This window comes from Vibrio coralliirubri (assembly GCF_024347375.1).
In the GTDB taxonomy this organism is placed as follows: domain Bacteria; phylum Pseudomonadota; class Gammaproteobacteria; order Enterobacterales; family Vibrionaceae; genus Vibrio; species Vibrio coralliirubri.
The window spans coordinates 2,159,917-2,181,922 of sequence record NZ_AP025470.1 but is presented as its reverse complement, the minus strand read 5'-3'; the positions used below and the strand labels follow the sequence as shown (position 1 = coordinate 2,181,922).

Annotated in this window: 18 protein-coding genes; 13 read left to right on the top strand and 5 right to left on the bottom strand. The window is 44.3% G+C overall.

Features of this window, described 5'->3' with window-relative positions:
• Positions 1 to 396 precede the first annotated feature (396 nt).
• Positions 397 to 1,887: a SulP family inorganic anion transporter gene (locus tag OCV20_RS09970; protein ID WP_086775912.1), complete on the top strand. Its 1,491-nt coding sequence runs from the start codon at positions 397 to 399 to the stop codon at positions 1,885 to 1,887.
• Between the two features lie 102 nt (positions 1,888 to 1,989).
• Here the strand turns inward: OCV20_RS09970 and OCV20_RS09965 are convergent, their stop codons facing one another.
• Positions 1,990 to 3,612: a methyl-accepting chemotaxis protein gene (locus OCV20_RS09965; protein WP_261881404.1), complete on the bottom strand. Its 1,623-nt coding sequence runs from the start codon at positions 3,610 to 3,612 to the stop codon at positions 1,990 to 1,992.
• Positions 3,613 to 4,175: 563 nt separating this feature from the next.
• Between OCV20_RS09965 and OCV20_RS09960 the strand changes: the two genes are divergently transcribed.
• A complete protein-coding gene (locus OCV20_RS09960; RefSeq protein ID WP_048611631.1) occupies positions 4,176 to 4,373 on the top strand; it encodes a hypothetical protein in 198 nt (65 codons plus the stop codon).
• 81 nt (positions 4,374 to 4,454) lie between these two features.
• Positions 4,455 to 5,597 (top strand): amino acid permease, encoded by a 1,143-nt coding sequence (locus tag OCV20_RS09955; protein ID WP_086775299.1) that lies wholly within the window; start codon positions 4,455 to 4,457, stop codon positions 5,595 to 5,597.
• Between the two features lie 154 nt (positions 5,598 to 5,751).
• Here the strand turns inward: OCV20_RS09955 and OCV20_RS09950 are convergent, their stop codons facing one another.
• The 3 genes from OCV20_RS09950 to OCV20_RS09940 form a co-directional block, all read right to left on the bottom strand.
• Positions 5,752 to 7,113: an L-serine ammonia-lyase gene (locus OCV20_RS09950; protein ID WP_017060420.1), complete on the bottom strand. Its 1,362-nt coding sequence runs from the start codon at positions 7,111 to 7,113 to the stop codon at positions 5,752 to 5,754.
• Positions 7,114 to 7,233: 120 nt separating this feature from the next.
• The gene (locus OCV20_RS09945) at positions 7,234 to 8,487 is read right to left on the bottom strand and encodes an aromatic amino acid transport family protein (RefSeq protein WP_086775298.1); all 1,254 of its coding nucleotides are present in this window, start codon (positions 8,485 to 8,487) and stop codon (positions 7,234 to 7,236) included.
• A 291-nt stretch (positions 8,488 to 8,778) separates the two neighbouring features.
• Entirely contained in the window at positions 8,779 to 9,396 is a 618-nt protein-coding gene (locus tag OCV20_RS09940) for a CoA pyrophosphatase (RefSeq protein WP_086775297.1), read from the bottom strand.
• A gap of 303 nt (positions 9,397 to 9,699) precedes the next feature.
• On the opposite strand from OCV20_RS09940, the gene OCV20_RS09935 reads away from it, so the two are divergent.
• Together OCV20_RS09935 and OCV20_RS09930 are read left to right on the top strand one after the other, a co-directional pair.
• Positions 9,700 to 10,242: a heme NO-binding domain-containing protein gene (locus tag OCV20_RS09935; protein WP_086775296.1), complete on the top strand. Its 543-nt coding sequence runs from the start codon at positions 9,700 to 9,702 to the stop codon at positions 10,240 to 10,242.
• Position 10,243: 1 nt separating this feature from the next.
• Positions 10,244 to 11,962, top strand: a complete 1,719-nt coding sequence (locus tag OCV20_RS09930; RefSeq protein WP_086775295.1) for an ATP-binding protein — start codon at positions 10,244 to 10,246, stop codon at positions 11,960 to 11,962.
• Between the two features lie 161 nt (positions 11,963 to 12,123).
• Here the strand turns inward: OCV20_RS09930 and pabB are convergent, their stop codons facing one another.
• Complete coding sequence (gene pabB, locus OCV20_RS09925) at positions 12,124 to 13,503, bottom strand: aminodeoxychorismate synthase component I (RefSeq protein ID WP_086775294.1); 1,380 nt, start codon at positions 13,501 to 13,503, stop codon at positions 12,124 to 12,126.
• 254 nt (positions 13,504 to 13,757) lie between these two features.
• Here pabB and OCV20_RS09920 point away from each other — a divergent pair, with 254 nt between their 5' ends.
• The 8 genes from OCV20_RS09920 to rimJ all read left to right on the top strand — a co-directional run bounded on the left by OCV20_RS09920 (position 13,758) and on the right by rimJ (position 21,974).
• Positions 13,758 to 15,275 (top strand): fumarate hydratase, encoded by a 1,518-nt coding sequence (locus tag OCV20_RS09920; RefSeq protein ID WP_017068776.1) that lies wholly within the window; start codon positions 13,758 to 13,760, stop codon positions 15,273 to 15,275.
• 164 nt (positions 15,276 to 15,439) lie between these two features.
• Complete coding sequence (locus OCV20_RS09915) at positions 15,440 to 15,625, top strand: hypothetical protein (RefSeq protein ID WP_004734731.1); 186 nt, start codon at positions 15,440 to 15,442, stop codon at positions 15,623 to 15,625.
• 85 nt (positions 15,626 to 15,710) lie between these two features.
• On the top strand, positions 15,711 to 16,220 hold the full coding sequence (locus OCV20_RS09910) for a helix-turn-helix domain-containing protein (RefSeq protein ID WP_086774936.1): 510 nt from the start codon (positions 15,711 to 15,713) through the stop codon (positions 16,218 to 16,220).
• On the top strand, positions 16,217 to 17,059 hold the full coding sequence (locus tag OCV20_RS09905) for an IS3 family transposase (protein WP_108721729.1): 843 nt from the start codon (positions 16,217 to 16,219) through the stop codon (positions 17,057 to 17,059). Before OCV20_RS09910 ends, OCV20_RS09905 begins: the two co-directional genes overlap by 4 nt.
• 200 nt (positions 17,060 to 17,259) lie before the next feature.
• Positions 17,260 to 18,633, top strand: a complete 1,374-nt coding sequence (locus tag OCV20_RS09900) for a YcjX family GTP-binding protein (RefSeq protein ID WP_050654438.1) — start codon at positions 17,260 to 17,262, stop codon at positions 18,631 to 18,633.
• Between the two features lie 14 nt (positions 18,634 to 18,647).
• Positions 18,648 to 19,700, top strand: coding sequence for a YcjF family protein (locus OCV20_RS09895; RefSeq protein WP_086775216.1), 1,053 nt, complete (start codon positions 18,648 to 18,650; stop codon positions 19,698 to 19,700).
• Between the two features lie 123 nt (positions 19,701 to 19,823).
• Complete coding sequence (gene tyrR, locus OCV20_RS09890) at positions 19,824 to 21,368, top strand: transcriptional regulator TyrR (RefSeq protein WP_086775215.1); 1,545 nt, start codon at positions 19,824 to 19,826, stop codon at positions 21,366 to 21,368.
• Between the two features lie 18 nt (positions 21,369 to 21,386).
• Positions 21,387 to 21,974: a ribosomal protein S5-alanine N-acetyltransferase gene (gene rimJ, locus OCV20_RS09885; protein WP_017060432.1), complete on the top strand. Its 588-nt coding sequence runs from the start codon at positions 21,387 to 21,389 to the stop codon at positions 21,972 to 21,974.
• Positions 21,975 to 22,006 lie beyond the last annotated feature (32 nt).

Genomic DNA, 22,006 nt, shown 5'->3' with positions numbered 1-22,006 from the left:
CTTGCTTGGTGAAAGAAATATTGTGTCTACTGACGATAAATAGGTTTGAGGGTGTGTTTTTTGTTCAATCTTAGCGTCTGCCTTACCTTTCAACCTTATGTGAGCTGTTGAACCAGCATGGTGTAATCGAAACCTTTGTTTTCAATAATGGGAGTGTGATTGTGTTGATACTCACTCTATATTGGCGCGGATTCAGTCATTTTCGACTTGATCACCTTCTTATTTCCCCAATAAAGCAACAAGAGGAGTTTAATATCTACGTGTTAATTACGCCGCCTTAACCCCTGCATTCTCTCTACACCCGCACTTTTCGAGCGCTCGCTCATTCAAGAAAAACAGTCGATCAAATTATGTCTCAACAAGGCAGGACTGGCTGTACAAGTAAAAGAGAATTACATGCTTAATTATTTAAAAAAACACTGGTTATCAAACGTTAAAGGAGATTCATTATCTGGGATTGTGGTTGCACTCGCATTGATCCCTGAAGCCATCGCATTTTCAATTATTGCAGGCGTTGACCCTAAAGTAGGGCTCTATGCTTCGTTCTGTATTTGTGTCGTAACCGCTTTGGTTGGCAGTCGTCCGGGAATGATCTCTGGGGCAACAGGTGCTATGGCGCTATTAATGGTCACCTTAGTGAGAGAGCACGGACTAGAATATCTACTCGCCGCTTCATTTTTAGCTGGCGTCATTCAAATCGCAGCCGGGTATCTTAAGCTTGGTAACCTGATGAATTTCGTTTCTAAATCGGTGATTACTGGATTTGTTAACGCGCTCGCCATTCTAATTTTCATGGCCCAACTTCCTGAATTAAGCAACGTACCATCGAGCGTTTACGTGTTAGTCGTTTTGGGTTTGGCGATCATTTATCTGCTTCCTTATTTTCCCAAGTTTGGTCGCGCAATACCTTCTCCACTGGTTGCGATTGTTACCCTGACAATCATTAGTTTGCTGTTCGGCTTAGATGTGAGAACGATTGGCGATATGGGCAAGCTTCCTGATTCACTGCCTGTGTTCTTGATTCCTAATATTCCATTCACGTTTGATACGCTTGCGACCATCCTGCCATATTCGATTGCTCTATCTCTGGTTGGCTTGTTGGAATCCTTGATGACAGCGACCATAGTCGATGATCTGACAGATACTGAAAGCAATAAAAACAATGAGTGTAAAGGGCAGGGCGTTGCGAACATCGTTGCCTCATTATTTGGTGGAATGGCGGGCTGCGCAATGATCGGTCAGTCGATCATTAACATCAAATCAGGCGGCTTAACCCGATTATCCAGCATGATCGCTGGAGTGGTTTTGTTGTTAATGGTGGTGTTTGTTTCTGATTGGTTGAAGCTGATACCGATGGCGGCTTTAGTGTCTGTGATGATCATGGTTTCAATCGGCACATTCTCATGGCGTTCTATTGTTGAGCTTAAAGATCACACACTGCCAACCAATGTAACCATGCTAGCAACCGTGGCGGTGGTGGTGTTTACTCATAACTTAGCAATAGGTGTTGCGGTTGGCGTGGTGTTGTCGGCTCTGTTTTACGCACATGCCAGCAAATCTATGGTGTTTATATCCGATGAAGTCGTGACCAACGAAATGCACACCATTCACCGAGTAAAAGGCCATGTCTTCTTTGCTTCGTCAGATGCGTTTGTCGACCTATTTGATTATGACAACGCGACCTCTTTAGTGACCATCGATATATCGGATGCGTCATTCTTAGATAATACCTCGGTAGAGGCGCTTGATAAGGTTGTGTTCAAGTTCCGTAAAAAAGGGGCTTACGTTGAAGTGTCAGGAATGGATAGCGTGAGTGCGAATCTGATAGTCAAACACGCGATGTATCACAAGCATAAAGACTTAACCGCGGTTTCCATTACGCACTAATCTTGGTTTACGGTTCTTTTAAAGCCTGAAAGCCTGAAAGCCTGAACTAGACATTGTTATGAAGATAAAGCGCTCATTGTTGAGCGCTTTTTTGTTGGCGATCTATGACTTCTTCTTTGTACTCGACAAAGTAAACTGATTAATCAGTGACTCAAGGTGATCAGACAGCTCTTCTAAGTCATTGCTGATGTTGCGAGTTTCAGCCGCGGATTGCGACGTGTTGTTGGCGTGAGAGGTGATGGTTTCAACCTTTTGTTGAACATCCTGAGTCGCTTGTGTGGTGGATTGCGTTTGCTGCTGAATATTCTGTGCGTGAGCCAGCACCTGTTTCATCTCTTCGACCACACCATTCATTTCAATTGAAAGTGCGTCGATATCGGTTGAGCTTTGATGGGCTTGTTCGCAAACGCGATCGGCAGAAGTCAGCGACTCTGCACTGCCTTGTTGGAATTGATGAATGATTGACTCAATACTGCCTGTTGCTTCAGCGGTTCGCGATGCAAGGTGGCGAACTTCATCTGCTACTACCGCAAAGCCCCGACCTTGTTCTCCCGCTCGCGCTGCTTCAATCGCTGCATTCAAGGCCAGAAGATTGGTTTGGTCCGCAATGCCACGAATCACACTCAATATTGAAGAGACTTCTCCGGTTTGCTCATTGAGTGTCAGTATTTTGTGTTTCACTTCTTCTATGCTGCTGACGAGGTTCTTTATCTCACTGCTTGCGTCGTGTGCTTGGTTGGCACTCTTGCATGCCACATCTGCGGTGTGATTGATAAGCTCTGAAGCCGTTAAAGTGGCTTGTTCTACATTGACTTGCTGTGCCTGTATCCCTTCGACATTGTGTTGAACTTCAGCGGTTTCGCTTTGCTGGTCGCTGGCGGCTTGCTCGGTAATTTGCGCGACACTAGTCAGTTGGTTGGCCGAGGCATTCAACTTGTGCGAGGTGTTTTGTACCTTTTCTAAGCTGTCTGATACGGTTCCCATGAACGAGTTGATGGAGTTAGCCAGCGTGCCAATCTCATCCTTGCTTTGCTCCGGCAGGCGAGTGGATAGGTTTTTATCGTTGCTAACTTGAGTCATAAAGCGAGAAGTCTGTTGCAGTGGGCGTACGATAATCTTACGAATTAACCCCATCGTAAGCACGAATCCGGCAAACGAGATCACTGCCATAATGCCAATAGCAGCCATGGTTTGAGTGTTAATCAGCGAGTTAACATGGCTAAGGTTATATTCGAGACGAATCGCACCCAACACTTCACCTTCTGGTGCCATATGACAGGCGACACAATTGGTTCCTCGGTAATCTTCACTCGACTTCATTGGCAGAGCAATAACCAAGCCTTTGCCCCAATCAGCAGAAAAAGGTTCGATAACGGTTTCGCCCGCTAGCGCTCGCTTATCAATATCGTCAACCGGTGTCTGGTTGTCATTACCTGGGCCGTATAACTTGCTGACAGCGTCGGCGCGTAAAACACGAACGTCTTCGATGCCTTCTTGAGCCAGTGCTTTCTGACGAAGGGTCTCTTTTTGTGCCATGGTGCCGGTGAGCATCATCATGTTGAGGCTGTCGAAGTAGTTACTTGCTTTGTCGTGTAGCTGTTCACTCAACACCGAGTTAACCAGTTGTTTTTGCTGTGAATATTGAAAATAAGTCGATATTACTAGCAGAAAAGTGAACACGAAGGCGAGAGCCACTAGGATTTTAAAGGTGATTGTTGAGCGCATAAGGTGTTTGTTTTTATTAATTATAATGACGCGAATACTTTACGTGTAAGAGACCCTACTACCTATGGGGTATAGTGAATTGTGTGACCATACTCCGGTTGTGGTTATGTTTCTGTGATGTAGCGAGTTTGTGTTGTGTCTGATGTTGAAATGGAACGCGCTTCAAGCTAGTCGCTGTTCTTAAACACGTGTGGTTCTTAAAACATCGTGTTGTGAAAAATGCAGCTTTTATTGAAACAGACTGCTGTTTTGGGAATATAGGACTGTTATTGAAGTGCAGCATCGGGTTGTGAGTTTGCTGATAATTAGAAAAGCCTAGGTTGTTAATTAGCTCGATGTATTTGTTTGCTTGTCTTTTATCAATAAAGACTATTATTTTAGACGTATTAGTGGTCAATTTATATCCAAATGGCTGTTTTGTTCAATTTAATAGCAAAAATTGTGGTTATAGCGTTGTGTTTCGAGGCTCATTCGATAAGATGAAAAGACCTCTATGATAGAGGTAGGGCAGCAACGGATACGCTGCTTCAAATACTATGGAATGTGACTTATTGGACACATACATGAAATTCAAGATTACATCGCCGATTATTGAACCTACGGAAGGTTCACCACATCAGTTAATGCTTACCCACGCTTCTCGTTTTACCTCTTTTAAGACAAGCTCCCCTTTGAACGCCCTGTTCGACAACGTCTCTGCACGCTTCTTTACCGCTTATCGCTCCTATTGTTATTCGTTTTATAACTTTATTTCTATCTGAACTCCTTTGTCATCCGCTCGATGAACGAAGACTCACATCTATAAAAACTAAACAAATAAGTTAAAAACAATGAATATTAAAATGATGGGTAGCTCCCTAATTATCGCTGGTACCGCTCTCGGTGCTGGTATGCTTGCGATCCCAATGGTATTAGCTCAATTCGGATTGCTTTACGGCACACTGCTTATGGTACTGATCTGTTTCGGTACGACTTACGCAGCATTACTACTTCTAGAAGCGACCATCAAAGCGGGTGGCGGTCTAGGATTAAACTCTATTGCCCGAAAAACCTTGGGTAAACAAGGTCAGTTGCTTACCAACGGCTTGCTATACGCGTTGTTGATTTGCCTATTAATGGCTTACATTCTGGGCGCAGGTGACTTGCTGAGTAAGTTACTGTCTAACTTTGGCGTCGAAATTACTGCGACTACCAGCCAAACCGTGTTTACCTTGCTTGCTGGCGCAGTAGTCGCAAGTGGTACTGGTGTGATTGATAAGCTCAATCGAGCATTGTTCTTCGTGATGCTTGCTAGCTTGTTTGCAACCATGGCTTTCTTGGCGCCGAACATGACTCAAGAAAACTTGATGCAGGTAACCAGCCATGACCACGTTGATCTAATCAAAACCAGTGCCATCCTGTTTACGAGCTTTGGCTTTATGGTTGTGATTCCAACCTTGGTTTCTTACAACCACGAAGCGACAGACAAACAGCTGCGTAACATGGTGATCATCGGTTCTCTGATCCCATTAGTGTGTTACTTGTGTTGGTTGTTTGCGGTAGTCGGTAACTTGAGTGAAGAGCAATTTAGAAGCTTTGAGAACGTATCAGATTTGATGGCGGCGTTTGAGGCTCAGTCTCCTTGGGTGGGTAACGTTCTGTCTACCTTCACTGGCTTGGCGTTGTTGACCTCTTTCTTTGGCGTAGCAATGGCGTTGTTCAACCAGAACAAAGACATGTTCAACCAAAATACAGCGGTAACGTACTGCATTAGCTTTATCTTGCCGTTGGCGGGTTCACTGCTTGCTGCAGACAAGTTCCTACAAGTACTGAATTACGCAGGCATCATCTTGGTGTTCCTAGCGGTGTTTGTTCCTCTGGTAATGGTCCACAAACAGCGTTTCATGAAAGTTGCTGATGACCGATACCGAGCAGAAGGTGGCAGCGCAATGATGTTGTTCTCACTGCTGTTTGGTTGCTTCCTGCTTATCTCGCAAGTGATCTAGTTTTTTGGTCCATTATCTAAGGTGCGAATTGAGCACCTTAGATATAAGTGACCGGAATTCAGATACAAAAAAAGGAACGCATCGGCGTTCCTTTTTTATTATTTGCTCGTTACCAAGCAAGCTGTGTTAGAGGCTATTAGCAAACTAATGCTAATTAACAAACAACCTTAACAGCCAAACCACCTTGAGACGTCTCACGGTATTTAGCGTTCATGTCTTTACCTGTTTCTAGCATTGTTTCGATAACTTTATCTAGAGAAACAGTAGGAGCAGAAGAACGACGAAGTGCCATACGAGTTGAGTTGATTGCTTTAACTGCAGCAATACCGTTACGCTCGATACATGGTACTTGTACTTGGCCAGCAACTGGGTCACACGTTAGACCTAGGTTGTGCTCCATGCCGATTTCTGCAGCCATACATACTTGCTCAGGGCTACCACCCATAAGCTCAGCAAGACCAGCCGCAGCCATAGAACATGCCACACCAACTTCACCCTGACAGCCAACTTCAGCACCAGAGATAGAAGCGTTACGCTTGTAAAGACCACCGATCGCGCCAGAAGCAGCGAAGTAACGGATGTAATCTTTCTCTGTCACTGTTTGGATGAACTTATCGTAGTAAGCCAATACAGCAGGGATGATGCCACATGCGCCGTTTGTTGGTGCCGTTACTACACGGCCGCCAGCTGCGTTTTCTTCGTTTACTGCGAAAGCAAACATGTTTACCCAGTCAACAACCGACATTGGATCATTGGTTGTTTTTTCTGAAGTCATTAGCTGTTGGCGAAGTGCTGCGGCACGACGAGGTACACGCAGTGGACCAGGCAGGATACCTTCAGTATTCATACCGCGATCCATACACTCACGCATCGTTTTCCAGATGTTTGCGAAGTAAGTACGAGACTCTTCGTCTGAGTGGAAAGCCGCTTGGTTTTTCATAACCAGTGTACTGATAGAAAGACCGCTTTCTTTACACTGATTAACCAGCTCTTCAGCTGTTGTAAATTCGTAAGGTGCTTTAATTGGGTTTTCTTCTTCTTTGCCGAAGTTCTCTTCGTCAACGATGAAACCGCCACCAATTGAGTAGTAAGTTTTTGAGTATGCTACTTCGTCGCCAACCCAAGCGTGAATGCTCATGCCATTCTCGTGTAGAGAAAGGTTGCTAGTATGGAAGTTCATACCGCCATCGCGTGGGAACGATACTGTATGACAGTGCATGCCAACAGGAAGGCGTTCAGTTTCTTCTACGCGAGCAATGAAGCCAGCAATAGAATCGATATCAACACGCTCAGGAGTATTGCCAGCAAGACCCATGATGATTGCGATATCTGTGTGGTGACCTTTCCCTGTCAGTGATAGTGATCCATATACGTCCACGGTGATTTTAGTGATGTCGCGCAATTTTCCCATTGAACGTAGGTCATCAATAAATTCTTTACCCGCTTTCATTGGTCCAACTGTGTGTGAGCTCGATGGACCAACACCGATTTTATAGATATCAAATACACTAATCATAGCGATTACCTCAAAAAGAGAGCCTCCCAAGGGGAGTAGGGAGGCTCATTTATTATCATTATATTTTGTGTCTAATCTCGCGATATAAGATGAAAGCCATCTTATAAAAAGTGCTTAAGATTAAAGAGCGCCGTAGATTACAGAACTAATAGCCGCTAGACCACATAAAGCTGTAAAGATTTGTACAGGTGCTGAAGTTTTGTACTTAGCCATTGCTGGTACTTTTTGCATCGCGAATACAGGCATTAGGAACAGGATAGCTGCAATCATTGGAGCACCCATTGTTTCAATCATACCTAGGATGCTTGGGTTAACTACCGCAACAATCCAAGTTGTAACAACGATGAACGCTAGAGATGCTTTTTCGATAGTGCTTACTGAAGAACCAGAGCGAGACTTGATTAGACCAACAAGACCTTCGTGAGCACCTAGGAAGTGACCGAAGTAGCTTGAAGTAATCGCTGCGAACGCTACTAGAGGACCCATGTAAGAGATAAGTGGAGACTCATGTACGTTTGCTAGGTAAGAAAGAACAGAGATGTTCTGTGCTTGTGCTGTTGCTAGTTGCTCTGGAGATAGAGAAAGCACTACAGAGAATACGAAGAACATTACAAAACCCATCAGCATCATTGCTGCGCCACCAGTGATAGCGTCAGTTTTCTTAACTGCGTCATCACCGTATACACGACGTTGCTCTTTAGAGAACTGTGAAATGATTGGGCTGTGGTTGAAAGAGAACACGATGATTGGAATCGCAAGCCAGATAATAGAAGGCATTGTTGACCATTCTGGGCTAACTTCCATCATTGAAGTGTTCCAGTCAGGAACTAGGTAGAAAGATAGTGCTAGTAGGATGAATACTAGTGGGTAAACCATCGCTGACGTTGCTTTAAGCATCAGCTCTTTACCGAATACAACACCCGCTGTCATAGCAAGGATAAGTGCACCAGAAAGAAGAGGACGTGGAATAGATTCCATACCCATTTGGTTTACTAGGAAAGAATCAACTGTGTTTGTGATACCAACACCGTAGATAAGAACGATCGGGTAGATAGCGAAGAAGTAAGCAAAAGTAATAATGTTTGCGCCAGTCTTACCGAAGTGCTCTTCAACTGTGTCTGTAATATCAGCTTCAGGGTTTTTAGCAGACAGTACGAAACGAGCTAGAGATTTGTGTGCGAACCAAGTCATTGGTGCCGCAATTAGAGCTAGGATAACTAATGGCCAAAAACCACCCGCACCAGCTTTGATTGGAAGGAATAGTACGCCAGCACCAACTGCTGTACCGAATAGTGATAAACACCAGGTAAAATCTTTATAGTTAAACTTGCTTGAATCTTTAACGGCATTTGCCGAAGAAGTTGTTGTGTTCATGTTAAATTACTCATTTTTTGGGAACAGGAAATAAGTCGGGGCTAATTCTGCAGAATTTTCTTCTGCAAAAAATAGATCTAAATCATGTAATGAAACGGCGTGTCACATGATATGCGAAAAACGGATTTTTGATCACGAAAATAGCGTGCCACAGGTGATTTATGTTTATGCTTGGTATTAGTTTTATTTATGCGAAAGGCGGGGTTGTATAGATTTATACCAGGGAAACGTTTGCGTAAAATTGCATTAATAAATCTGTTCCATAGAAAGTCTGGATTTTGTTAACAGAGATTAAACAAAACGTAGTTGATATGTAATTCGTTGCACTACATGTTGCTGCAGTGATTGGATGATTTGCGCCGTAACGCCCCAAATTAGGTGCTCTTGGAAGGGCATCGCAAAAACTCGATGCTTGATTTGTTTAAAGTTAACAGTGTGGCTGTGTAACTTGGCTTGGTCTAAAACATAGGTGGCGGGTACTTCAAAAATTGAGGCAACTTCGTTCTCATCAATGATGGCTTCATAGTCAGGATCGACCATGGCAACAATCGGTGTCACAGAAAATTTACTAATAGTACTCAATGCAGGTAATTGCCCAACAATTTTAACTTGATCCGATCGAATTCCCACCTCCTCATGGAGCTCTCTGAGTGCAGTGAATTGCATAGAAGGGTCAGAAAGTTCGTGTTTACCACCAGGAAAGCTGACTTGACCGGGGTGATGCTTTAAATGAGCCGCTCTTTTAGTAAAAATGACATGTAAACCATCTTCCCTTTCAACTAAACCTACCACCACTGCCGCTTTACGTAATTGTTCGCCACTGATGTGCGAAACACGCTCTACTGACTCAGGGTGATAGCCAACGGTAGGGTTGAGTTGGAATTGCTGAAGGAAGTTTTCTTTATTCATATCAAGCCAATATATTGATTATTATGATTTTAAGTATAGACATAACCGTGGGTTGATTACCAATATTGAGTTTTTCTTCATTCACTTTCCCTCTTTTAGTTATTAATTGGGCGTCATGAGGGGCTGTTTACCGATGAATCTCCTCAAAATGACGATTTTTGCTATATTCAATATGTGCATACAGGCGAGTAAGCGTTATCGATGTCATGAAATTGGGTGACGAAACGTAGATTTTTTGTTTAAGAATTTGATAACAATAACTTAGTGGACCATTCTAAAAAGAAATAGAAGAAAAGGTATGAGATGAAAGGAATCATATTCACCGAATTTTTAGAGCTTGTTGAAGAAAAGTTTGGGCTAGAGCTTTTGGAAGAAGTTCTAGAAATGTCAGAAGATGAAGGGATCTATACGTCGGTCGGCAGTTACGACCACAAAGACCTTGTCAGGTTGATTATCAACTTGAGTAAGAAAACCGATATTGATGCGGCAAGCTTGCAACGCGTGTTTGGGCAGTCTGTATTTAAGAACTTACTGGCCTCATTACCGAATAAAGCGAGCCTTGCTCACAGCAATACCACCTTTCAATTTATTCAGCACGTAGAGCGCTACATTCACGTTGAAGTGAAGAAGCTCTATCCAGATGCTGAGCCACCTGAATTCAGTTTTATCACCACGACCGAAGCACAACTTGTTTTTGACTACAAAAGCGCAAGGTGTATGTCTCATGTTTGTTTAGGACTTATAGAAGGATGCGCTGAATACCACGGTGAATCTATCGCGGTGGAGATGACGCCACAAAATGATGACCAAAGCGTGGTTAGGTTTAATCTCAAAGTAGAAAAGTAATATGGATCTGGCATCTGCCCTAGAGAAGAAGCTTAAGCGTCAAATCGCGGCAAGGAAAGCGGCTGAAGGATTGTTGGAACAGAAGAGCCTCGAACTGTTCGAGGCTAACCAACAACTTGAGCTTGCTTTGCGTCAGTTAGAAAAGCGCTCCAACGCGAATATACGCCGCATTGAATTCCAAGAACAAATCGACAACCTGTTGATTAATTTTGGGCGCGCGTTTCTAAGAAATGATCTCGATGATGTCATGCTATCTGAACTAACGACCAACGTGACCAACAGTTACTTAATCGAAGCCAGTCGTTTGATTCTACCTCCCAAGCTCATCCCTCAGTTGCAGACCTATGATTATGGCGATGAGACTGTCGAGGTGTTAGAGCAAGACATTCAAGAGCCTCATTGGCAAGACGACGTGCTGACTGTGCCCTTAGAGGTTGAAAAAGTCATAGTTGGCGCGTTGATCGTCAGAGTCAGGTTGTTAGACCAAGACTACGAGTTTATACAAAGCCAACTGTTGTTGGTCACGGACCTTATCTGCAGTGCCTTAACCCATCAACTAGCAATCAACCGAAATATTGAATCACGTAAACGAGCGGAAGAGTCTGAAAGGGCAACGCGTGACTTTGTGGCCATGATTAACCATGAGTTAAGAACACCGCTTAATGGCTTACTAGGCAGTGCCGAGTTGATCAGTGATACCGAACTCAACAGTTCTCAGCGTGAAATAGTGAACAACCTGAGCCAATCTGGAGAGTTTCTCAGAACCATCATTAATGACTTGCTTGATTTCAGCAAAATTAACGCAGGGATGTTAGAGCTGATTCCAAAGAAATTTGCCCTGAATGACTTGCGAAACACGATTGATAGTATCTTCGTTAATCGAGCAATCGAGAAGCAGCTTGAATTCAATATCAGTGTTGCGTCAAACGTTCCCTCCCATTTCCAAGGCGATTTAGAGCGCATCACACAGCTGTTTGTGAACTTAATCGGTAATGCGATTAAATTTACAGAAGAGGGGCATGTGAATGTTGATATTGAGTGGGACAAAAACCAATTTGTTTTCTCTGTAGAAGATACCGGAGTCGGAATTGCTGAATCAGCACATAAGACGCTGTTTGAACCTTTTACGCAGGCAGATAACTCAAGTAGCCGGAACTATGAGGGCACCGGGCTTGGGTTAGCGATTTGTCGCAAATTGGTGGCTCTGATGAATGGCGATATTGGGGTGACCAGTGTTGTTGGCTCAGGCACGACCTTTACCATCTCGATTCCTCTTCAAGTTGTCGATGTTCCGGCTGAGAGTGATAGTGTCGCCAAGGGCTTTGAGTCTGAGGCGGAATTGTCACTACTTAAAGTGCTGGTGGTTGATGATATTAAGATGAACCAGATCATCATCCAACAAATGCTTCGTAAACATGAGATTGAACCGGCTATCGCAAGTAATGGTGTCGAAGGGTTTGAGCTCGCGTCAGACAACGAATACGACATTGTATTCATGGATTGTAGAATGCCTGTTATGGACGGGTTTGAAGCGACAGAGAAGCTAAGAGAGAAAGGTTACGTTAAATCTATTGTGGCACTGACTGCCGGAACGACTCTTGAAGAACGCGAACGTTGTATTCAGTGTGGAATGGATGACATTTTGAGTAAGCCTTACACCGCCAACGACCTGAAAGAGATGCTAAAGAAGTGGGGTGTCTCTGCGGTGAAGGTCGCTTAAACACGCGAATAAAGTGTTGTGAGCAATGCACTCTAACTTAAAGACTAAAAAACCGAAGTGATCTTACGATCCTTCGGTTTCTTCTTATATAGTCTTTTGTTGGCCGTTAAGCAGCGGAACTCGTCATTAAATCGCGGAACTCGCAGTTAATGACATTAGGTTTAGCAATCTTCAAGTACCGGTAGAATTCGACTCAGCTTATCCAGTGTTTCTTGGTATTCAGAAGCACAATCACTATCAAACACCACACCACCGCCAGCCCATGCATAAAGCGTGTTGTTCTCAGCGACTAATGTACGAATGGTAATACTGGTATCCATTCTGCCATTTCGGCTGATGTAGCCAATACTGCCGCAGTACGCTGAACGTCGATGCGGTTCTAACTCTTCAATGATTTGCATCGCGCGAACTTTTGGCGCGCCAGTAATCGACCCTCCAGGGAAACACGCTCTCAGAAGGTCAGTCGCAGAATATTGATCATCAAGGTCTGCTCGTATCGTGCTTACTAAGTGGTGCACGGCAGGGAAGCTCTCAATATCGAACAACTTTGGTACATGCACTGTGCCCGGTTTTGCCACTCGACCAATGTCATTACGAAGTAGGTCGACGATCATCAGGTTCTCGGCCTGATCTTTATCGGCGCTTGCTAGGTCTTGCGCGTTAGCATCATCAATCATCGGGTTCTCAGAACGAGGTCGTGTGCCTTTGATTGGCTTGGTTTCAATGACGTTGTCTTTGAGTTCTAAGAAACGCTCTGGCGAAACACTGATGATTGCGCAGTCGGCCAAACGGATGAAACCAGAAAAGGGCGCTGAGTTGTACTGTTCTAACTTGTCATAAGCCAGCCATTCACTGCCTTGGTATTGGGCATTGAAGCGCTGAGCTAAGTTAATCTGATAGCAGTCGCCGGATAACAGGTACTCTTGAACACTATCGAACTTAGTGGCGTAGCTCTCTTCGCTCATATTGGACTGCCACGGTGTGGTTAATCCAAAGGGCGCATGTGTTAGGTGTGATTGAGCCATTTGCTGCATCAGCCAATCATGATATTCATCGATATTGTTACCGACAATACACGCCGTTTTCAATTGGTGGTCTACGATAACTGCCCATTCATACAAGCCAACCGCCATGTCAGGTGCTTCAATATCACGCTTTGCGAGTGAAGGAAGTGTCTCGACTCTGCGCCCTAAATCATAGCTAAAATAGCCCAAAGTACCGCCAACGAATGGCAACTCAGTGTGCTCTTTAGTCGCAGGCAATAACTGTTGCTGATATTGGTCGAGTAGTTCGAAAGGATCGGAGTCTGAAACCTCGCACGTCTCATTAACATTAACGGTCGTTTTTGCACCGATTGTCTCGAAGGTGGCGATGGGTTGAGCAACTAAAATATCGTATCGACTATCAACGTGGCTTTCTGAAGCGGAGCGTAATAGCATTGCCCACGGCAGGTTTTCAATATGGGAAAACAGCTGTTTAGCTAAAGTTGATTGATATTCAAGCGGCTTGATTTGGATAGAGCGAAATTCGTTGTTATTCATTTGTTTAATTTGTGACAAAGAGTTCGATCACTGCATGGCGTGTGAGAGGAAGCAAGAGTATCATAAATTGAAAATAAAATGGGTTCTTGATTAGAACGGAGTAATCCAAGTGGTTTAGTTTAAAGCTATGCAAGCGATTGCTAAAGCAACTAAATACAGCTCAACACAATAAAAAGCTAAACCACCTAATTCGATTTGGCATAGATAGCCAAACTGTGAACCCACATGGAACCAGAACAATAAAGAGGCATGCAATGACGGTTATTCGTAAGCAAGATGTGATCAGCAGTGTCGCTGACGCACTTCAGTACATTTCTTATTATCACCCTTTAGACTTTGTCCAAGCCCTAGAAAAAGCGTACGAGAAAGAAGAGAGCCAAGCAGCTAAAGATGCTATTGCTCAGATTCTTATCAACTCGCGCATGTCTGCGGAAGGCCATCGTCCAATTTGTCAGGATACGGGTATTGTTACTTGTTTCGTGAACATCGGTATGGATGTTAGGTGGGAAACGGATCAAACAGTACAACAGATGGTTGATGAAGGCGTTCGTCAAGCTTACAACAACCCTGATAACCCATTGCGTGCATCTGTCCTAATGGACCCTGCAGGTAAGCGTATTAATACCAAAGACAACACACCAGCGGTTGTCCACATTAATATGGTTCCAGGTAACAAAGTTGAAATTCAAATCGCGGCTAAGGGCGGCGGTTCTGAGAACAAAACCAAGATGGTTATGCTGAACCCTTCTGATGATATTGCAGAATGGGTAGAGAAGACGCTGCCAACAATGGGTGCAGGCTGGTGTCCACCGGGTATGCTAGGTATAGGCATCGGCGGTACGGCTGAGAAAGCAGCGGTGCTAGCGAAAGAATCTTTGATGGAACACATCGATATCCAAGAGCTTATCGAGAAAGGTCCAGAGAACGCAGAAGAAGAGCTTCGTCTAGACATCTTCAACCGTGTAAACAAGCTAGGTATTGGTGCACAAGGTCTTGGCGGTCTAACGACTGTGGTTGACGTAAAAATCAAAACAGCACCAACACACGCAGCATCTAAGCCTGTATGTTTGATCCCGAACTGTGCAGCAACGCGTCACGTTCACTTCACACTAGATGGCAGCGGCCCAGCAGAGCTAACACCACCTAAGCTAGAAGAGTGGCCAGACATCACTTGGGAAGCGGGCGCAAACACACGCCGTGTTAACCTTGATGAAGTGACCAAAGAAGACGTACAAGAGTGGAAGACCGGCGAAACGGTTCTTCTGTCAGGTAAGATCTTAACCGGTCGTGATGCTGCTCATAAACGTATTCAAGGCATGCTAGAAAGCGGCGAAGGCTTACCAGCTGGCGTTGATTTCAAAGGCAAGTTCATTTACTACGTGGGTCCTGTTGATGCTGTAGGTGATGAAGCGGTAGGTCCTGCGGGCCCAACAACTTCAACACGTATGGATAAGTTCACTGATATGATGCTGAACGAAACTGGCATTATGGGCATGATCGGTAAAGCAGAACGTGGCCCTGCAACGGTTGAATCAATCAAAGAGCACAAAGCGGTTTACCTAATGGCGGTTGGCGGTGCAGCTTATTTAGTCGCGAAAGCAATTAAAAAAGCACGCGTAGTTGCGTTTGAAGATCTCGGTATGGAAGCGATTTACGAGTTTGAAGTTGAAGATATGCCTGTAACGGTAGCGGTTGACTCTAACGGCGTGAACGCACACCAGATCGGCCCTGACACGTGGAAAGTGAAGATTGCTGAAGCTGAGAAAGCGTAATTAACCGACGCCAAAAAATCGTAATTGTCGCTAACTTCAGCGTTTGAATTGCAATTTTTGACAGAAAGTTAAAGACAAAAGTGCAGCATTATCTGCACTTTTGTCTTATTATCAATGATATAGTGATAAACACATAGTTTGATATAAGAACATAGGAGAGAGGAATGCCTCGTTTTATTCAGATCCTACAGATTATCTTGGCAGTGGTGATTGGTGCTTTTGTTGGCTACGACCTGATCTTGAAAGGGATCAGTATCTTTGATAATAAATACGTGACGATTACATGTGCGCTTTGGCTAATTGCAGAGATTGCGCTGTTTGTTATCTACAAGTTGATTGAAGACGATTAAACGTCGGATATCGTGCAAAAATTCTAAAGCCCCTGATTATGAACTGACCCCCAATAGTTGGACACCAATTATTGGGGGTCTTTTTATGTCCAAATATAGCCGAGAGCTAAAATGTATCATTGCTAAGCAATACTTAGATGGCACGTCATCTCTCTACTTAGCAAAACAATATTCAATTTCTTCAAGGCAGATACGGTATTGGGCTCAAGTCTTTGCCATCCATGGTACTGATTCATTTTTACCAACTAATCATGCCGCGACTGCTCAAACAAAACGAAAAGCATTGAATTTAATGTGGACGAATGAATGGTCTCTCACGCACACTAGCGCTGTATTAAACCTCTCATCCCCTGGAATACTCTCTGTCTGGCTTAAACGATTTAATGAGCTCGGTATCAAGGGGCTCGAAATGCGCCAGAAAGGAAGACCCTCAATGAAACAGCAACCTCAACGTACCACTAAGCCTGATAATGAAATGACACTTGAGGAGCTAAAAGAGGAGTTGGTCTACTTACGAACCGAGAATGCCGTTCTAAAAAAGTTGGAAGAGTTGGAGCAGAAAAAAAACCGTCGAACAAAGAAAAAGCGGTCATAGCTCTAACTCTTAAAGGCAAGTACCCATTAAAGCACTTACTGCACACTCTACAGTTGGCAAAAAGTGTCTTTTATTATCAGGCTCAAACGAGCAAGCGCCAAAATAGCTACGAACGTGAGCTGCGGTTGATAAAGTCAATTTATCATGAACATAAGGGGCGATACGGCTACCGCCGTATTCACTTGGAACTAAAGAATCAGGGGTTCGTGCTTAATCACAAAACGGTTCAAAGGCTTATGGCTCAGCTCAACCTTAAATCGACGGTCAGGATTAAAAAGTATCGTTCATACCGAGGAGAGTCAGGAAAAGCTGCTCCCAACGTTCTTGAAAGAGATTTTAGTGCGACTCAACCCGATGAAAAGTGGGTAACTGATGTCACGGAGTTCAAAGTCAAAGAGCAGAAAGTATACTTATCTCCCGTTGTCGACTTGTTTACTCAGGAGGTGGTTGCTTATAGAGTGGCCAAAAATGCCTGCTTGCCGCTTGTCACAGATATGCTGACGGAAGCTATATCAACGCTTAAACCCAACTCAAAGCCAATTATACATAGCGATCAAGGTTGGCAATATCGCCATCGACAGTATCAGAAAAAGGTAGCGGAGAGTGGGTTAACGCAAAGCATGTCGAGAAAAGGTAACTGCTTGGATAATGCTGTTGCTGAAAACTTTTTTGCTTTACTCAAAACCGAGATGTATCACAACCAAAGCTTTGAAGATGCAGATGCTCTGATAGAGCAGATTAAAGAATACATCGAGTACTACAATACCAAACGTATAAAAGTGAAACTAAAAGGCCTGACTCCGATAGAATATCGAACTCAGGCCTTGAAAGCCGCTTAACAGAAATGTCCAACTTTACGGGGTCACTTCATTATGAATGTAGTCAGGGGCTTTTATTCATCTAGCATTAAGAATGTGTATTGCATACTCATCAACATCAACATTAGCAAAAGCATACAAACTATCCCAACGGGGAAAGAACATAGGCTTGCCTCTCTATTACCATAACCAGCGAGCCTAACTATCACGGAGTCGTTCAAATGAAACACCTAACTCAAGAAATGAGTGACTTTATAAGCAGAGGAACGGATTCTCATATTCGAGTAGCGGTCACGGGGCTTTCTCGTGCGGGTAAGACAGCATTCATAACTTCGCTGGTTAATCAGCTTCTTCATACGTCTACCCATAAAAATCTACCACTGCTTGCATCGGCGAGAGATGGAAGAATTATTGGCGCAAAGCGTATCCCGCAACACAACATGATGATTCCACGCTTCTCTTACGATGAAGCAATGGAGTCGTTGAATGCACTGCCACCAGAATGGCCAGTGCCAACGCGTGATGTCAGTGAGATTCGTCTAGCAATCAAATATAAGCCTGCGAAGGGCGCAAAGAAGCTACTGAGTAAAAACAGCACCCTTTATCTCGATATTGTCGATTATCCAGGAGAGTGGCTGCTTGATTTACCGTTACTGGATATGGACTTCGATACCTGGAGCCAATCTCAGTTTGCCGCATTGAAAGGCGACAGAGAAACTTACTCCCAACAGTGGAACGCAATGCGTGGTGATATCGATTTGCTAGCAGAAGCGGACGAAAAGAAACTGGTCGCGATTGCCGATAGCTACACCCAGTACCTTCATACTTGTAAAAGTAACGGACTGCATTGGGTACAGCCGGGTCGATTCGTATTACCCGGTGAGCTTGAAGGCGCGCCTGTGTTGCAATTCTTTCCGTGTATCGCGCCTGAAGGTAAGTTCTCCAAAACAAGTAACTATGCGGTACTGAAAGCGCGTTATGAAGAGTATCAACAGAAGGTCGTGAAAGCGTTCTACAAGAATCACTTCGCGACGTTCGACAGACAAATCGTGTTGGTGGATTGCTTACAACCACTTAATGCGGGCTATGACTCTTTCATGGATATGCGTGGCGCGTTAGAACAGTTACTTAAGAGCTTTAAGTACGGTCGAAGCAATATCTTAAGACGTTTATTCGCGCCGAAGATCGACAAGATCTTGTTTGCAGCCACCAAGGCTGACCACGTGACACCGGATCAACATCCGAACTTGGTGTCACTGTTACAACAGATGGTGCATCCGGCTTGGCAACAGGCGGCGTTTGAACACATAGACATGAGTTGTATGAGCATCGCGTCTATTCAAGCGACCAGCGCAGGTTATATCTCGTCTGGCTCAGACAATGTTCCGGCGTTGCAAGGTGTGACTTTGGATAATGTCCCTCAAACCATGTATCCGGGAGAGGTGCCGCGTAAGTTGCCCAACAAACAGTATTGGGAAACCAACCAGTTTGATTTCACGAGCTTTAGACCGATGGAGCAACATTCCGATGAACCTTGCCAACATCTAAGAGTCGACAAGGTTTTAGAGTATCTCATTGGCGACAAGTTGAAGTAATTGAGGCAATCAAAATGAGTGAATTAAAAACAAAGCAGGTCTTTAATGAGCCGTTGAAGACCTCTTTTGATGAGCAAGACAAGAGCGAAGTTGGCCCGGATTTAGGCGCTCAACAACTGTTCACAGAACAAGAGAAATTTGTCCCTGTTGCACCGAAAGTGGAAGCCGAACTTGATGGCGAAGCTGAGCAGCAATTGGAACAAGTGATTCGACCGAGCAAAAAGAAGAAATGGTTTGGAACGGGTTTATTGGTCGCTTTCTCTGGCCTAGTTGGATGGCAGGCAATTGATTCGGTGATTACCGCGATTCAAACGGCTGACTGGCTTGCGTTAGGTTGGGCTGGCTTTATTGCTGCCATTGCTTCATTGGGTTTAGGCGCAATAGGCAAAGAGCTGTGGAAACTGCGCTCGCTTAAAGATCACTTTAGTGTGCAAGAGCAGAGTGAAGAACTACTCCAAAGCCAAAGTGTCGGTAAGGGCAAAGCGTTCTGTGAAAACATCGCCAAGCAAGGCGGCATTATCGCTGAGTCTCCTTCGTACGATAAGTGGCGAAACAGCATTAATCCAGCGCACAGTGATGCAGAAGTGTTGGATATGTACGATGCGTTAGTCGTGAGTCAACAAGACAAAGTAGCGACTCAAATCGTCACTAAGTTCTCGACCGAATCGGCGGCTTTGGTTGCGGTGAGTCCATTGGCCGCAGCAGATATGTTGCTGGTGGCGTGGCGAAATTTCACCATGATAGACAAGCTTGCAGATGTGTATGGCATTGAGCTTGGCTACTGGTCTCGTATTAAGCTATTTAAACTGGTGTTAATCAACATGGCAGCTGCGGGAGCCAGTGAGCTCGCAATTGATGCAAGTATGGATCTCGTCTCGATGGATCTTGCAGGCAAAGTCTCAGCTCGAGCAGGTCAGGGGCTAGGTGTCGGTATCCTTACCGCAAGACTTGGCTTAAAAGCCATGACATTGCTGCGTCCTATGCCTTGGCATAACGAACGAAAAGTAAAACTGGCAGATCTCCGCAAAGCCGTCCTTTCTGAAATAAAGCGTATCACTCTCAAATAAAGCATTTGAAGCTCAATAGTTTGAGAAGAAGAGTAAACATATGTTTACTCTTCTTCTTGACTGAACTCAGAGCTTAATCCACACTACTGTCAACTTATCCTGACACCTATAATAGGACTATTTGTGCGTCTTGAAGTATTGTGTGAAGACAGACTCGGCTTAACGCGTGAGTTGCTCGATATCTTGGCCTCAAAAAGCATTGATTTAAGAGGAATCGAAATTGATGTTAAAGGTATTATTTACCTAAACTGCCCTGATATCGATTTTGATGCTTTTAGTGAACTTATGGCTGAAATTCGCCGAATTTCAGGTGTGAAGGATGTACGTAAGATCCAATTTATGCCAAGCGAAAGGCATAACACAGAGCTGATTGCTCTGCTGGCAAACCTACCTGATCCCGTGATTGCGATTGACCTTAAAGGCTCAATCGATATGGCTAACCACGCTGCATTGAACCTCTTCAATAAACAAGAAGACGAAGTCATCGGTGAACCGCTCGCGACGTTTGTTCCTAGCTTTAACTTTGCTCGCTGGATCGAAGGCGATGTAACGCGTCATCGTGAAGTTGTCGTGTTGGATGGTTTAGATTTCTCTATTGAGATCCTGCCGATTTACCTTGGTGGTGATGTCAACGAAGCGGTACTGGCGAGCGCAGTAATGACGATTCGTTCTTGTAATCAAGAGATGAACTCGCCAGATTCAATCCCAGAACAGAACAACCTAGGTTTCGAACATTTTGTGGGTGTCTCTAATCGCCATAAAGCCTTGATCAGCCAAGCTAAGAAATTGGCTATGCTGGATCAGCCTCTATTAATTGAAGGCGATACAGGTACAGGTAAAGAGATGCTGGCGAAAGCGTGTCATAACCGTTCAAATCGATCGTCTTTCCCATTTTTGATTCTAAGCTGTGCATCGATGCCTGATGACGTAGCGGAAACGGAATTGTTTGGTCATGCGCCGGGTTCATTCAACCATGAACAAGGTCACAAAGGCATTTTCGAACAAGCGAATGGCGGTACCGTATTTTTAGATGAAATTGGCGAGATGAGCCCGCATCTACAAATCAAATTGCTGCGTTTCCTACAAGATGGTTCATTCCGTCGTGTTGGTGAAGAAGAAGAGATGCACGCTGATGTTCGTATTATTGCATCAACGCGCCACCGTCTTTCTGAATTAGCAGACTCGGGTTCGTTCCGTGAAGATTTGTTTTACCGCTTGAATGTACTGACTCTGTCTATTCCAGCATTGCGTGAACGCTCAAACGACGTAGCGCCACTGTTGGAATTGTTCGTTGCAAAGTACGCGCAGCAATTAGGTATGTTAAAACCAAAATTGACTCAAGAGTTAATCGACCAGCTTGGTAATTACCAATGGCCGGGCAATATTCGTCAGTTAGACAACATGGTTCTACGCGCACTAACAGAGTTGGATTCAGACACACTAACGGTTGAGCAATTCCACTTGCCACAGCTTGAAACAATGACGGCAGGAATGGCGAACTTAAGCCTAGATGGCTCGCTCGATGAAATCATGAAAGACTATGAATCTCAGATTCTAGAGAAGCTTTATCAGTCTTTCCCATCAAGCCGTAAGCTAGCAAAACGTTTGAATGTATCTCATACCTCAATTGCGAATAAGCTTCGTGATTACGGTATCAGAAAGAACTGATCGAATAAGAACAAGATTATGGAAGATTTGAGTACACCAGAGCGCATTTATAAGCATGATGGTAATCTGATTCTACGCACGGCTGAAATCGATGACGCTGGCATGATCAGCGAGTACTTTCAGGTTAACAGAGAGTACCTGAAACCTTGGGAACCGATTCGCGAAGACGCGTTCTTTGATAGAGCGAGTTGGGCGCAGCGACTGATCAAGTTAAATGAGCTTCATAAAATGGGGCTAGGCTATTACTGTCTACTGATTAACGCTGACTCTAATGAAATGTTAGGCACCATATCGTTCAGTAATTTGTCGCGTTTCCCGTTCTACGCTTGTAATGTCGGTTACTCATTAGCGCAAAGTGCACAGGGCCACGGTTACATGCGCAGAGGCTTGAGCATGGCTAAAGACTATATGTTTGATGTGCAGAACATGCACCGCTTAATGGCGGGCTACATGCCTCACAACGAACGCAGTGCTGGTGTATTAGAACATCTTGGTTTTGTACGAGAAGGTTTTGCTAAAGACTACCTACAGATTAACGGTAAATGGGAAGACCATATACTGACGGCATTAGTTAACCCAAACTGGGAAGATAGGCGCGCTGTATAGAGAGCAATAGTCATTAGGCGTAAGTATAAATT